This window comes from Phytopseudomonas straminea, from assembly GCF_900112645.1.
GTDB classification, from domain to species: Bacteria; Pseudomonadota; Gammaproteobacteria; order Pseudomonadales; family Pseudomonadaceae; genus Aquipseudomonas; species Aquipseudomonas straminea.
Genome location: NZ_FOMO01000003.1, coordinates 99,393 through 112,798, shown reverse-complemented (window position 1 = coordinate 112,798; position 13,406 = coordinate 99,393). Strand labels below are relative to the sequence as shown.

15 protein-coding genes are annotated in these 13,406 nt (G+C 60.6%); 7 read left to right on the top strand and 8 right to left on the bottom strand.

What is annotated here, in order from left to right; translation table 11 throughout:
- Positions 1–69: 69 nt before the first annotated feature.
- The 3 genes from ruvC to aspS form a co-directional block, all read right to left on the bottom strand.
- Positions 70–594 (bottom strand): crossover junction endodeoxyribonuclease RuvC, encoded by a 525-nt coding sequence (gene ruvC / locus BM279_RS08275; protein WP_075932110.1) that lies wholly within the window; start codon positions 592–594, stop codon positions 70–72.
- Positions 595–780: 186 nt separating this feature from the next.
- A complete protein-coding gene (locus BM279_RS08270) occupies positions 781–1,527 on the bottom strand; it encodes a YebC/PmpR family DNA-binding transcriptional regulator (RefSeq protein WP_093502725.1) in 747 nt (248 codons plus the stop codon).
- 100 nt (positions 1,528–1,627) lie between these two features.
- The gene (gene aspS / locus BM279_RS08265) at positions 1,628–3,403 is read right to left on the bottom strand and encodes an aspartate--tRNA ligase (RefSeq protein ID WP_093502723.1); all 1,776 of its coding nucleotides are present in this window, start codon (positions 3,401–3,403) and stop codon (positions 1,628–1,630) included.
- A gap of 284 nt (positions 3,404–3,687) precedes the next feature.
- Between aspS and BM279_RS08260 the strand changes: the two genes are divergently transcribed.
- Positions 3,688–4,158 carry a Dps family protein gene (locus BM279_RS08260; RefSeq protein WP_093502721.1) on the top strand — a complete coding sequence of 157 codons (471 nt, stop codon included), beginning with the start codon at positions 3,688–3,690 and terminating at the stop codon, positions 4,156–4,158.
- A gap of 242 nt (positions 4,159–4,400) precedes the next feature.
- Positions 4,401–5,000, top strand: a complete 600-nt coding sequence (locus BM279_RS23740) for a cold-shock protein (protein WP_093502719.1) — start codon at positions 4,401–4,403, stop codon at positions 4,998–5,000.
- Positions 5,001–5,058: 58 nt separating this feature from the next.
- On the opposite strand, the gene BM279_RS08250 is transcribed toward BM279_RS23740, so the two are convergent.
- Positions 5,059–5,265, bottom strand: a complete 207-nt coding sequence (locus BM279_RS08250) for a SlyX family protein (protein ID WP_027909644.1) — start codon at positions 5,263–5,265, stop codon at positions 5,059–5,061.
- On the bottom strand, positions 5,266–5,691 hold the full coding sequence (locus BM279_RS08245) for an HIT family protein (protein WP_093502717.1): 426 nt from the start codon (positions 5,689–5,691) through the stop codon (positions 5,266–5,268).
- A 644-nt stretch (positions 5,692–6,335) separates the two neighbouring features.
- Here BM279_RS08245 and BM279_RS08240 point away from each other — a divergent pair.
- From BM279_RS08240 to BM279_RS08230, 3 genes are all read left to right on the top strand, one after another.
- Entirely contained in the window at positions 6,336–7,595 is a 1,260-nt protein-coding gene (locus BM279_RS08240) for an OprD family porin (RefSeq protein WP_093502715.1), read from the top strand.
- A 219-nt stretch (positions 7,596–7,814) separates the two neighbouring features.
- Positions 7,815–9,530, top strand: a complete 1,716-nt coding sequence (locus tag BM279_RS08235; RefSeq protein ID WP_093502713.1) for a proline--tRNA ligase — start codon at positions 7,815–7,817, stop codon at positions 9,528–9,530.
- 17 nt (positions 9,531–9,547) lie between these two features.
- The gene (locus BM279_RS08230) at positions 9,548–10,501 is read left to right on the top strand and encodes a hypothetical protein (RefSeq protein WP_093502711.1); all 954 of its coding nucleotides are present in this window, start codon (positions 9,548–9,550) and stop codon (positions 10,499–10,501) included.
- 4 nt (positions 10,502–10,505) lie between these two features.
- On the opposite strand, the gene BM279_RS08225 is transcribed toward BM279_RS08230, so the two are convergent.
- Positions 10,506–10,781, bottom strand: coding sequence for an acylphosphatase (locus BM279_RS08225; RefSeq protein ID WP_093502709.1), 276 nt, complete (start codon positions 10,779–10,781; stop codon positions 10,506–10,508).
- A gap of 4 nt (positions 10,782–10,785) precedes the next feature.
- Positions 10,786–11,265 carry a TlpA disulfide reductase family protein gene (locus BM279_RS08220; RefSeq protein ID WP_093502707.1) on the bottom strand — a complete coding sequence of 160 codons (480 nt, stop codon included), beginning with the start codon at positions 11,263–11,265 and terminating at the stop codon, positions 10,786–10,788.
- A gap of 30 nt (positions 11,266–11,295) precedes the next feature.
- Here BM279_RS08220 and BM279_RS08215 point away from each other — a divergent pair, with 30 nt between their 5' ends.
- Together BM279_RS08215 and BM279_RS08210 are read left to right on the top strand one after the other, a co-directional pair.
- Entirely contained in the window at positions 11,296–12,696 is a 1,401-nt protein-coding gene (locus BM279_RS08215; protein WP_093502705.1) for a PilZ domain-containing protein, read from the top strand.
- Positions 12,697–12,799: 103 nt separating this feature from the next.
- Positions 12,800–13,198, top strand: coding sequence for a hypothetical protein (locus BM279_RS08210; protein WP_093502703.1), 399 nt, complete (start codon positions 12,800–12,802; stop codon positions 13,196–13,198).
- Here BM279_RS08210 and BM279_RS08205 read toward each other — a convergent pair.
- Positions 13,183–13,389 (bottom strand): hypothetical protein, encoded by a 207-nt coding sequence (locus tag BM279_RS08205; RefSeq protein WP_093502701.1) that lies wholly within the window; start codon positions 13,387–13,389, stop codon positions 13,183–13,185. The genes BM279_RS08210 and BM279_RS08205 overlap by 16 nt on opposite strands.
- Between the last annotated feature and the right edge of the window lie 17 nt (positions 13,390–13,406).

Sequence of the window (13,406 nt, the reverse complement as noted above, 5' to 3'; positions counted from 1 at the left end):
ATAGAAGATTCAATACCGTTCAAGGTCACGCGCAGCTCGCAACAAGCCGCTACCGACCAGAACGAATACTTATAAACGAAGCCGGCCGCCGCGCCGTTTGGCGCTAGCCAGGCCATGGGGAATCAGGCTTTGCCGGTGGTGGGCGTGGCACAGAGCGATCCCCAGGGCATCGGAGGCATCGATCTGCGGCTTCTTCACCAGCTTGAGTAAGTGCATGACCATCATCTGCACCTGTTCCTTGTCGGCGCCGCCAGTGCCGACCACCGCCTGCTTGACCTGGGTGGCGGTGTACTCGCTGACCTCCAGGCCCGCCTCGACCGCAGCGACGATGGCCGCGCCGCGCGCCTGGCCTAGCTTGAGCGCGGAATCGGCGTTGCGCGCCATGAATACCTGCTCGATGCCCATGGTCACTGGGCCGAAGGTGCGGATCACCTCGCTCACGCCACGAAACACGATCTGCAAGCGCTCGGCCAACGGCCCGGCGCCGGTACGAATGCACCCTGAGGCCACGTACTCGCAGGTACGCCCGGTATCGCGTATCACCCCGTAGCCGGTAATGCGGGAACCGGGGTCGATTCCCAGAATCAGCGTCATGCCCGTCATCCACCTGTGGCCTGGCAGCCACACTGTCTATTTATCCAGGCGCGAGTATAGGGGCCTCAGGCAGCAGCCGTCACTCAAAGGATTCGCCCAGCCATCCGAACTGCCGGCCACCGAACGCGCCCATAAAAAAGCCGGAAGCGCGCAACGGCAAACTTCCGGCTCGGATACAGCGACGGATCAGCCGAGCTGCTCCATGATTTCGTCGGAGACTTCGGCGTTGTGGTAGACGTTCTGCACGTCGTCCAAGTCCTCGAGCATGTCGATCAGCTTGAAGACTTTCTGCGCCGTTTCCAGATCGGTGATCGGCGCACTGATCGACGGGATCATGGCGATCTCCGCCTCCTCGACCTTGAAGCCGGCAGCTGCCAGGGCTTCGTTGACGGCGTGAAACTCGGTGAAGCTGGTCGACACCAGGGCTGCGCCCTCCTCGCCCATCTCCACATCGTCGGCTCCGGCCTCGAGCGCCGCTTCCATCAGGGCGTCTTCGTCCACCGAGGCAAAGCTGATCTGCCCCTTGCGCTCGAACATGTAGGCGACCGAACCGTCGGTACCCAGGTTGCCACCGCACTTGGTGAAAGCGTGACGTACCTCGGCAGCGGTACGGTTACGGTTGTCGGTCATCACTTCGACAATGATCGCCACTCCGCTCGGTGCATAACCCTCGTAGCTGAATTCGACGACGTTGTCGGCTTCGTTATTGCCAGCACCTCGTGCGATGGCACGATCGATCACGTCACGCGACATGTTGTTGGTCAGCGCCTTGTCGACGGCCAGACGCAGGCGCGGGTTGTCCGCCGGGATCGGCCCGCCGTGCTTGGCAGCGACCGTCAGCTCACGAATCAGCTTGGTGAAGATCTTGCCGCGCTTGGCGTCCTGACGCCCCTTGCGGTGCTTGATGTTGGCCCATTTGGAATGACCGGCCATATTCAACTCCAACTTTTTGCTTGGTTGCGAAGGTGTGAGAGTTCGAGTCTCTCCCCCCATTACACAGAGAAGCCTGGATAACCAGGCTTCTTGTGTCGGCTTATTCGGCCTTGGGTTGCTCGCGCAGGCGAATATGCAATTCACGCAGCGACTTGCCATCCACCACACCCGGCGCCTGAGTCATGACGCAGGCCGCGCTCTGGGTTTTCGGGAAGGCGATGACTTCGCGAATCGAGCTGGCACCGGTCATCAGCATCACCAGGCGGTCAAGGCCAAAGGCCAGGCCACCATGGGGCGGCGCACCGTACTTGAGGGCGTCGAGCAGGAAGCCGAACTTCTCCTGCTGCTCTTCTTCACTGATGCCCAACACGCGGAACACGGTCTGCTGCATGGCCTTGTCATGGATACGGATCGAACCGCCGCCCAACTCGGTACCGTTCAGTACCAGGTCATAAGCGCGCGACAGGGCGGCGGCCGGGTTGGCCTCCAGCTCTTGTGGCGAGCACTTGGGCGAGGTGAACGGGTGGTGCATGGCGGTCAGGCTGCCGTCGTCGTTCTCTTCGAACATTGGGAAGTCGACGACCCACAGCGGCGCCCACTCAGCAGTCAGCAGATTCAGATCGTGGCCGAGCTTGATGCGCAGTGCACCCAGGGCATCACAGACCACCTTGGCGCGGTCGGCACCGAAGAACACGATGTCACCGTCCACGGCACCAACGCGATCAAGAATGGTATTGAGGTTCGGTTCGGCGATGTTCTTGACGATCGGCGACTGCAGACCTTCCACGCCCTTGGCGCGCTCGTTGACCTTGATGTAGGCCAGGCCCTTGGCGCCGTAGTTGCCGACGAACTTGGTGTAGTCGTCGATCTGCTTGCGCGGCATGCTCGCCCCGCCCGGTACGCGCAGCGCGGCAACGCGACCTTTCGGGTCGTTGGCCGGGCCGGAGAAGACCTTGAAGTCGACGTCCTTGAGCTGATCGGCAACGTCGACCAGCTCCATCGGGATACGCAGGTCCGGCTTGTCGGAACCGAAACGACGCATGGCGTCGGCCAGGGTCATGTGCGGCAGTTCGCCGAACTCGACGTCCAGCACTTCCTTGAACAGATTGCGGATCATGGTCTCGGTGAGGTGCATGATCTCGGCTTCGCCCAGGAAGCTGGTCTCGATGTCGATCTGGGTGAATTCCGGCTGACGGTCGGCACGCAGGTCTTCGTCGCGGAAGCACTTGGCGATCTGGTAGTAGCGGTCGAAGCCGGCCACCATCAACAGCTGCTTGAACAGCTGCGGCGACTGCGGCAGGGCGAAGAAGCTACCCGCGTGGGTACGGCTCGGCACCAGGTAATCACGGGCGCCTTCGGGGGTGGCTCGAGTGAGGATCGGCGTTTCGACGTCCAGGAAGCCATTGTCGTCCAGGTAACGACGGATGCTTGAGGTGATGCGCGAGCGCAGCTTGAGCTTCTCGGCCATTTCCGGGCGACGCAGGTCGATGAAGCGATAACGCAGGCGCGTCTCCTCACCCACATCGGTGTATTCGTTGAGCGGGAACGGCGGGGTTTCCGCTTCGTTCAGCACTTCCAGCTCGTAACCCAGCACTTCGATGGCGCCGGACGCCATGTTGGCATTGCGCGCACCTTCGGGACGCAGACGCACCTTGCCGGTGATCTTCACCACGTACTCGCTGCGCACGCGGTCGGCCTTGGCGAAGGTGTCGGCACGATCCGGATCGAACACCACCTGAGCCAGGCCTTCGCGGTCACGAATATCGAGGAAGATAACGCCACCGTGGTCACGACGACGGTGAACCCATCCACACAGGGTGATTTCCTGGCCATCCAGGCTTTCGTTCAACTGGCCGCAATAGTGGCTGCGCATCATGATCGGGTTCGCTTCTCTGATCGGTTCTGGATTCGTCGACATCGCCTACCAAAAGGGCAAGGCGCCTGAGCCGCACGCGTGAAAAGGGCGGAATTATATAGGCTTTATTGACAAGGCGCAGCACGTGATACGCGCCACCGCCCAGGCAAATGAGCTGAACCCGTTAGCCGCGATTGATTCAAAGCATGATCGTCATTGAGACGAAGCCGACGCATGTGACGAACGGTCATGATAGGATTTTTGCCATCGACCTTTTAACCATTGGCCCAATCAGGAGAGCCCCCATGGAAATCAATATCGGCATCGCCGAACAGGATCGCGAAGCCATCGCCGAAGGCCTGTCGCGCCTGCTCGCAGACACCTACACGCTGTACCTGAAAACCCATAACTTCCACTGGAACGTCACCGGCCCGATGTTCAACACCCTGCACCTGATGTTCGAGGCGCAGTACACCGAGCTGGCACTGGCGGTCGACGCCATCGCCGAGCGCATTCGCGCGCTGGGCTTCCCGGCGCCGGGCACCTACGCCGCCTATGCCCGCCTCTCCTCCATCAAGGAAGAAGAAGGCGTGCCGAACGCTGACGAGATGATCAAGCTGCTGGTGCAGGGCCAGGAAGCGGTGGTACGCACTGCGCGCGGTATCTTCCCGCTGCTCGACAAGGTCAGCGACGAGCCGACCGCCGATCTGCTGACCCAGCGCATGCAGGTCCACGAAAAAACCGCGTGGATGCTGCGCAGCCTGCTGGCTGCCTGATCGCTCCGCCAACAGGGCTGCCACGGCAGCCCTGTTTCGTTTCAGCCCGCCACAGCCACTGCATAGCGCCGCCCATTTGAGTAGCCCTTCTCTTTGCTGTTAAATACGCCCCGTGCCGCCATCCCGACTCATGGGCCGGCGCATAGGCTGGCCCTCCCGAACCTTCATCGCCCTTACGTCACGGCAAATCGCGTGGAGCCAGCTGTTCCTGGTGATCCTTTTATCGAGTGAGTGCGTTGAACATGTTTAAAATCGTCCACCTGCTGGTGGGGCTGTCGGCCCTGCTGTTATCCATCGCCCCCGGCCTAAATGACGGCCAGTCGTTCCTGCAACACCCCGATGCGCTGTGCCTAGCACTCTTTGGCTTTCTCAACCTGCTGCTGGCTACGCAGTTTCCGCTGTGGCACAGCAATGCCCGTCAACATCTGCAAAACCTGGCGTGCGCCCTGCTGATCCTCGGCACTTTGCTGCAAGCGCTGATTCTGCTTGCCCCCTTGCCGCTCATCGCCGAGCAACCTGCCCTGCTGTTCAGCCTGCTGATCATCTCTCTGGCCGTTGCTCTGCACCTGGGCACCAACCTGCGCTTCGACAGAAAGAAGTCCGTACCGCAGCAAGACCTGGGCGACCGAGAAACCGGCACCGTGAAGTGGTTCAACACCTCGAAGGGGTTCGGCTTCATTTCCCGCGATGCTGGCGAAGACATCTTCGTGCACTTCCGTGCGATCCGCGGCGAAGGTCACCGCGTTCTGGTGGAAGGCCAGCGCGTGGAGTTTTCAGTGATGCAGCGCGACAAAGGCTTGCAGGCTGAAGACGTGATCGCCGCCCTGCCGACACGGCGCTGATCCGCCAGCCAACGAAAAGCCCCGCGATGCGGGGCTTTTTCATTTATGGCGCCCGCTCTCAATAATGGGGCGGCGGCGCCTCATCTTGCGAGGCACTGAAGGGGCTGACTTCCTCCTGACGCTTGGCCAGCGCCTGGATTTGCACCTGCAAGCGCTCGATCAGCTTTTGCTGCTCCACCAACGCGTCATTCAGGGCCTGGATGGTGTCATCCTGAAAGGCCTGACGGCTTTCCAGCTCGACGATGCGTTCTTCGAGCGCCGTCATTCAAACCTCCCCGACACGATACTGACGCGGCATGGCAGAGCGCAGCTTGTCACGCAGAGCGGTCACCTGCGCCTCTTCGTAAGGCTTGGCAGGATGCCGCCCCCACACCGGAGCGGGCCAGGCATCATCATCACGGTAACGCACGATCACATGCATATGCAGCTGACTGACCACGTTACCTAGGGTGGCGATATTGATCTTATCGGCCTTGAATGCATCCTTGAGCACCTCGCCCAGCAGTGCAGTTTCTGCCCACAACGCCTGCTGGTCCTCGGCACTGAGCTGAAACACCTCACTGACGTCTTCGCGTCGCGGCACCAGAATGAACCAGGGGTAACGGGCATCGTTACTGAGCAGCACGCGACTTAGCGGCAGATCCCCCAGCACGAAGGTGTCCTGCTGCAGACGCGAATCCAGTACGAACATTTGCTCACCTCATCTCGACAAACCGCCCACTAAGAGGGCGCCAATAGAGGCGGCAGCATACCCGCCAAGGTATTGAAAATTAACCCCGAACAAGCGCACCAAAACCATGCACACCTTCACTACTGCGCGCACCATATTGTTTCCCAAAGTAAACATTCAGACTTGATCGAAATCGCCAAGTAAAACTCATTATCAACAAAACACGCATATAAATAGCTAGCTACTAAAAAGCACACTAACCAGCTCGCTAAAAATCGAATGATTACGTCGACAATCTGTACTTTCCAGCGATAAAAAACAGTTCGGCGCCATTATTTACAGGCTCTTCAGGATTTTGAGCACGCCTTTTGCTTATATGCTCGCAGCGCTCCCTGATGGGGCTCCGCGGTAACGCTTGGAGGCCCTGTAATAGAGCTGTAAACCGTTGGATGGTACGTAGCAGGCAGGGCTTGCCTGATTGCGACCTGCGGCTTGCGCTTAGCGACAGCTGCATAGGTTGCAACGAAATGGATAGATCGAAACTATCGCCAATACAAAGTGCCGTGCTATAAGTTCCATCCGACACAAAAAGAAATAGAGCTGCTCGCCATAACAACCTTATTGAGCAGCGGAAGTACTCTTCTAAACCAAAGGAGCAAATCACGATGCGAGTGATGAAGTGGAGCGTAATCGCCCTGGCTGTGGCCGCGGGCACCTCTCAGATGGCAGTGGCTTCCAGCCAGTCGGAATCCAAGGGCTTCCTTGAGGACAGCACCTTCGATATTTTCAACCGCGTTCTTTACATGAACCGTGATTTCCGCAATGGCCCGAATGGCGCTAGCACTTCTGCAAATCCTGCTGGTTACCGCGAAGAAACCGGCCTGGGTATCCGTCTGCTGTATAGTTCGGGCTTCACTCAGGGTACCGTTGGCTTCGGCTTCGACGCTCATAGCCTGAGCAGCATCAAAATTGACAGCGGTCGCGGCCGCTACGGCACTGGCCAGTTCGCCCGCACCGACGATGGTCGCGGCGACGACACTCAGAGCGAAGTGGGTGGCGCCGTTAAGTTCCGCATCTCTGACACCGTCCTGAAATACGGCAGCCAGTTCGTTGCTAGCCCGGTTTTCTCGACCGATGACAGCCGAATCCTGCCAGAAGTAGCTACCGGCACTTACTTGGTCAGTAACGAAATCGAAGGCCTGGAGCTGAGCGCTGGTCGCTTTACTGCTCTTAGCAGCCAAACCGGCACAAGCCGCGACGACATTAACGGCAAGGGCGAGCAGGGCCTCACCAGCGCCAATATCTTCGGCGCTAGCTATAAATTCACCGACGATCTGAGCGCGGCTATTCACCGTTCCGATGTCGAAGACTATTTCAAAAAGACCTACGTCAACCTGAACTACAACCTGCCGCTGACCGAAGATCAGGCTCTGAACTTCGATCTGAACGGTTATAAAACCAAAGGTGACGGCCAAGAGCGCGCCGGCGAAGTAGATAACAAAATTTGGAGCCTCGCGGCCGCCTACAGCATCGGCGCTCACAAATTCACCGTTGCTCACCAGCGCTCCAGCGGTGATGCCGGTTACGTTTATGGCGTAGACGGCGGCGGCACCATTTTCCTGGCTAACTCGGTTCAATACTCCGACTTCAACCAGAAAGACGAGAAGTCCTGGCAGGCTCGCTACGACATCAATATGGCCACCTTCGGCGTTCCGGGCCTTAGCTTCATGACCCGCTATGTCCGCGGTACCGCTGATGCGAACTACACCGAGCGTGAAGTGGATATGGAGGCCAAGTACGTGATCCAGGATGGCGCAGCTAAGGATCTGTCCTTGCGCGTTCGCCAAGCGTTCTACCGTGACAACGCCCAAGGCGACGTCAACGACCTGCGCTTCATCGTCGAATACCCGCTCAGCGTTCTGTAATCTCGCGCAAGCCTGATCGCAGTTCAAAAAACCCGGCTTAGGCCGGGTTTTTTATTTGCACCCCAAAACCAATACGGTACGAATTCCTTGAGCGCAACCGAGCTGCACTCTAACCACGTCAACTTACCGGCAGCACCTCCCATCCTGTACGCCACCGGCCTCGCGCCGTACAATGCCGAGCCATAAAATCCCCCTTCGCAACCGACAGAACGGCCCATCATGCGTACCAGTCAGTTCCTGCTTTCAACCCTCAAAGAAACGCCCTCCGATGCCGTCGTGATCAGCCACCAGCTCCTGCTGCGCGCCGGCATGATCCGCAAGCTCGCTTCCGGCCTGTATACCTGGCTGCCGATGGGCCTGCGCACCCTGCGCAAGGTGGAAAGAATCGTGCGTGAAGAGATGGATGCCGCCGGCGCACTGGAGGTGCTGATGCCCGCCATCCAGCCTGCCGAGCTGTGGCAGGAGTCGGGGCGCTGGGTGCAGTACGGGCCGGAGCTGCTACGCATCAAGGATCGTCATGATCGTGAGTTCTGCGTGGGCCCGACCCACGAAGAAGTAATCACCGACCTTGCCCGCAACGAGTTGAACAGCTACAAGCAACTGCCGCTGAACCTGTACCAGATCCAGACCAAGTTCCGCGACGAGATCCGTCCGCGCTTCGGCCTGATGCGCGGTCGCGAGTTCATCATGAAGGACGCCTACTCCTTCCATGCCGACCAGGCATCTCTGCAGCAGACCTACGACCGCATGCACCAGGCCTACTGCAATATCTTTACCCGCCTGGGACTGAACTTCCGCCCGGTAGTGGCGGACAACGGCTCCATCGGCGGCGCTGGCTCCCACGAATTCCACGTACTGGCCGAATCCGGTGAAGACGATATCGTCTTCAGCAACGCTTCCGATTATGCCGCCAACATCGAGAAGGCCGAAGCCATTCCTCGCGAGTCCGCCCGCCCGGCGCCGAGCGAAGAGTTGCGCCTGGTCGATACCCCGAACGCCAAGACCATCCAGCAACTGGTCGATGGCTACGACCTGCCCATCGAACGCACCATCAAGACGCTGATCGTGCATGCCGAAGAAGAAGGCAAGCTGATCGCGCTGATCGTTCGTGGCGATCACGAGCTGAACGAGATCAAGGCCGCCAACCAGCCTGGCGTCGCCAGCCCGCTGGTGATGGCATCGGACGCCGAACTGCGCGACGCCATCGGCGCCGGGGCCGGCTCCCTGGGCCCACTGAACCTGCCGCTGCCGATCATCATCGACCGCTCGGTGGAGTTGATGAGCGACTTCGCCATCGGCGCCAACATCGACGACAAGCACTACTTCGGCGTGAACTGGGAGCGCGACCTGCCGGTACCGACCGTCGCCGACCTGCGCAACGTTGTGGCCGGTGATCCGAGCCCCGACGGCAAAGGCACCCTGGAGATCAAGCGCGGCATCGAAGTCGGGCACATCTTCCAGCTGGGCACCAAGTACAGCGAGGCAATGAACTGCCAGGTACTGGGCGAGAACGGCAAGCCGGTGGTGCTGAGCATGGGCTGCTACGGTATCGGCGTATCGCGCGTGGTCGCTGCGGCCATCGAACAGAATAGCGACGAGCGCGGCATTATCTGGAACGATGCCCTGGCGCCCTTCCAGATCGCCCTGGTACCGCTGCGTTACGAAACCGATGCCGTACGCGAGGCGACCGACAAGTTGTACGGCGAACTGACAGCCGCCGGCTTCGAAGTTTTGCTGGATGACCGTGACAAAAAGACCAGTCCGGGCATCAAATTCGCAGACATGGAGTTGATCGGCATTCCGCATCGTATCGTGGTCAGCGACCGCGGCCTGGCCGAAGGCAACCTGGAGTACAAGAGCCGTCTGGAAACCGAGGCTCAGCCAGTCGCCGTCGACGAGATCCTGCCGTTCATCCAGAACCGTATCCGCCGCTGACCCGCCAAAGAGCCGTCATGTTCAAGCGAAGCACCCTACGCCTTCTCGGCGCCACCACCTGTGGCGCCTTCTTTCTCGCTGGCTGCGCCAACCATCTGCCGCAGCGCAGCGAGCATGAGGAACGTGTCGAACGCAAACTGCTGAGCCACAGCCTGCAGATCGACGTGGGGCAGCCAGAAGTGCTCGAACTGCCCCAGCGCAGGGTGCGCGTGAATGAGCAGAAAGTCTTCGAGGTGACGCCGTTCGAGGTCACCCGCCATTACGACCGCTATACGCCTTACCAGCCGTGGCGCGAGATCTATGAAATCCCGCTCGGCGCAGTGGCCATCGTCGGCGGCATCGCCGCCAATGTGCTCAACGTGGTGGCGCTCGGGCGCATTCCCGACACCGCCACCAAGGACTGGATCAGCTACGGCGTGGCGGGTATCAACCCGTTCATGAACGTCGAATCCAACGGCCGCTCGCAGCAGAACCTGGCCGGCATCGACGAAAAGCGTCAGGAAACCCGCACGGACTATTCCAGCCTGCCCTGGGCCGAGCGCCCGGTGACGATCAAAGCCGGCACACAGACCCACGAGCTGCTCACCGACCGCAATGGTGTACTGCGACTCAACCTGCTCGACGGCCCGTTCGCTGATCAGGGCATCGCCCGTGTCGGCACCCTGGTGCTGAGCGCGACCGACGAGCAGGACGCCACCAGCGCCGAGGCAACGCTACTGGTCAGCCGCACCCTGCGCGGCAAGCTGCGCGAAGCCCATGACCTGATCTACGACGACCTCGAAGGCGGCGACGTCGAGCAATGGGTGCACCGCGTCAAGCGCCTGTCCGACCTGGGGTTGGAGGAAGAGGCCAGCGAGCTGGAGCAGAGCCTGATCGAGCTGACCCGCAACGATCCGGAACTGCAGGCCGAATTTCTCAATTCGCTCACACAAAAAGCCGGCCGGCTGGCTGCCGACCCGGGCGAAGACTAGTTCGTTAACGGCGAATCTCGAAGTGCTGTGCATCCTGTATCGGATGCTCACTCAGCGTTAGCGATACTACGCGAGCACCTGAAGGTCCGCGTTCGAGCCACTGGGCCAGTGAATGTACAGCGCCCTCCTCACCCTCGAACAAGACCTCAACACGGCCATCGGCCAGATTGCGCACCCAGCCTGACAGCTGCAAGCGCCGGGCTTCGCTAGCCGTGCTCTGGCGAAAACCCACGCCCTGTACACGCCCTTCGGCATAAGCGTGACGGCAGATGATGTTCATGGTCTCAGCCCTCCTGACGCAGCGCCGCCAGCCGCGCCTTGAGACCTTCGGCGGTCTGTTCACCGAGCAGACGCTCGCGGACTTTGCCCTGATCGTCGACGATATAGGTAACCGGCAGGGCGTCACTGGGCGGTAAACCGAAACGTTCGGCAGGATCCTTGGCCAACACGGTGAACTCGATACCCAGCGCTTCGGCCGCCTTGCTGAGCTCTTCGCCCTGCAAACCGTCGAAGTTCACGCCGAAGAGGCCGATGGACTGCTTCTCCAGTTCGGGCGCCAGGCCGTTCAGTTCGGGTATCTCCGAACGACAAGGCCCGCACCATTCGGCCCAATAATTGATAACCAGCCACTGGCCTTCAAGGCGCTCAACCGCTACCTTCTGCCCATGCTGGTCGACACCCACGTCTGCCTTGCAACCTGCCAGCACCGCAGCGGCTATGAGCAGCATCATCAGCCCGATGACTCGCGGGAATCGCTCTACCATGGAAACGGTCCTCATATCGATAAGGTTGCTATGACACTGGATGCCCTGCAGCTCGCTGTACCCGACGCGCTTCAGACCGACTCGATCGACCAGGCCACCCTCGGCACAAGCCTGAGCGCCTCTCGCCAGTTGCCGCCGGAAGCCGGCCTGCAAGAGTTGATCACCCGACTCGCGCACCTGAATCGCAGCGCAATGACCTTACTCGAAAGACAGCGGGCGCTGCAAAACTTCAGTGACGAGTATCGCTACTACGGCGCTTCGGGCAGCCTTCCCGCCAACGCCGAACACCAGCTGCAACTGTGCAATGAGCTCGCCATTGGCTACAAGCGTCTGCTGCTGCAGATACTGCAGGGTCACAAGCCATCTCAGCCGCACCTGGCCTGGTGCCTGTACATGGCTCAGCACTTTATCGCCCAAACCTTGCTGCGCCATTTCCAGCAGTACCGTGAAGCAGATGCCAGCCTATGGCAGGACAGCCACCTGCTCTACTGGCTGGGCGAGCAGCATGGCTGTCTCGACGAGCCGGTAGCCGCGGCATTTACGCCTATACCGGCCGACACCCTGCGCGGGCTCTATCAGCAGATATTACTGCTGGCCCTGAGCAACCCGCCGCACCTGCAGCCGGAAGAATGTCAGCGACTGTTCGCCGCCCTGGCCCCGCTGGCAGCGCTTGCCCGCCTGATGCCTTGGGATGCGGAGGACAAATCCGAAGGCCCGCTGATCGATCTGCAGCGTCCGCAGCCGTGCCTGACCTATCAGCAACGCCCGCAGGCTGGCGATGAAAGCCTGCGGCGCCTGGAGCTGGGCGCCCTGCTGGTGGCACTTGGTGAGCCTGCGCCACTGCGCAGCGCAGGTGAACGCGAGCTGCTCGAGCGGGTGCATCATCACTGGCTGGGCACCGATCAGCGTCGCCATTCGCGCACCCCGCAACAAAGCGATTGCCGGCTGGCCATCGGTATCCCGGCCATCCATGCCCAGCTTCTGCAGCAGCGGCCGCAATGCACACCAGGCCAGATTCTCGATATCGGCCCGGGCGGCGCACGCTTACTCTGCCCAGCACATGTCGCCCACAGCCTGCCGGTTGGTCAGTTGGTGCTGCTGATTGCCGACAGCGACGTGCTGGCCCTGGTGTGCTGGCGACATCTCAACGACGACGGATTTCACTTGGGCCTTCGCTACCTCAAGGGGCTGGCACAACCGACCTGGCTCAGGCGTGCGCCCAGCAGCCAGGCACATCTCGGTATTCTGCAGAGCACGCCGAAACCCCGGGAGGGCTGGCACCACGGCCTGTGGGTGCCGCACAACCAGTTCAGCGACGGCGAAAACCTGTGGCTGCAACTGCCCAGCGCGGTCAACCAGAACCGCCTGCAGTTGCCAGCCTGCAACCTGGCCAGTGCCACGGTAAGCCGTCACCCGCTGGAACTGCCCTGAATGAGAAGCCGGTCACTCGTAAGGGCGGCCTGGCGCACAGTTTGAGCAAGGGCACCGTCCTTATACTTACCCGTTGACGTCCTTCGCCAGCCAGGGAATCCGCATGCCTAACGCCCATGACACACTGATCGGCCAGGTCCCCGCCCATCTGATCCAGAGCGCCCACCTGCAATTGACTGACTATGACGGGCGGGTGGCCGAGTTCAACGTGGCCGCCTGGCTGCATCTGCCCGGCCAGGCCGGCAGCCTGGTATCCTTGCAGGTGCGCTATCGCGACGGCGAGCAGATCCGCTCAGTCAACCTGGATCACGCCAAGGTCGGCGCCCAGGACAGGATCCTACTTTCCGGTATCGCACGCCTACCAGTGGCGCAGCGGATTGAGGACATGCAGATACGTCTGCGCTCGGCTCATCTGCAGGTCGAGGTAAAAGTCGAAGAGCTTTTTGTACAGGCCGTCGAAGCGACGATTGCGCAAACGCTGGTTGGTCAGGCCAACGCCTGATTGACCTCGGCAGACGCATCGCAGGCGCCCTGCCGAGGCTGATCATCTGCTACCGCCGCAGTAGCGGTGGTGGTCACCAAGGACTCGGGCCAGCGACTGAAACGCAGCCCGGTGATGCGATTCAGATTCTCCAGCGCACGCTCGCTATCACGAGCATGGAGCATCACGACCTTGGGGGATGGTTTGAGCATTGTTCTTTCTCTGGATG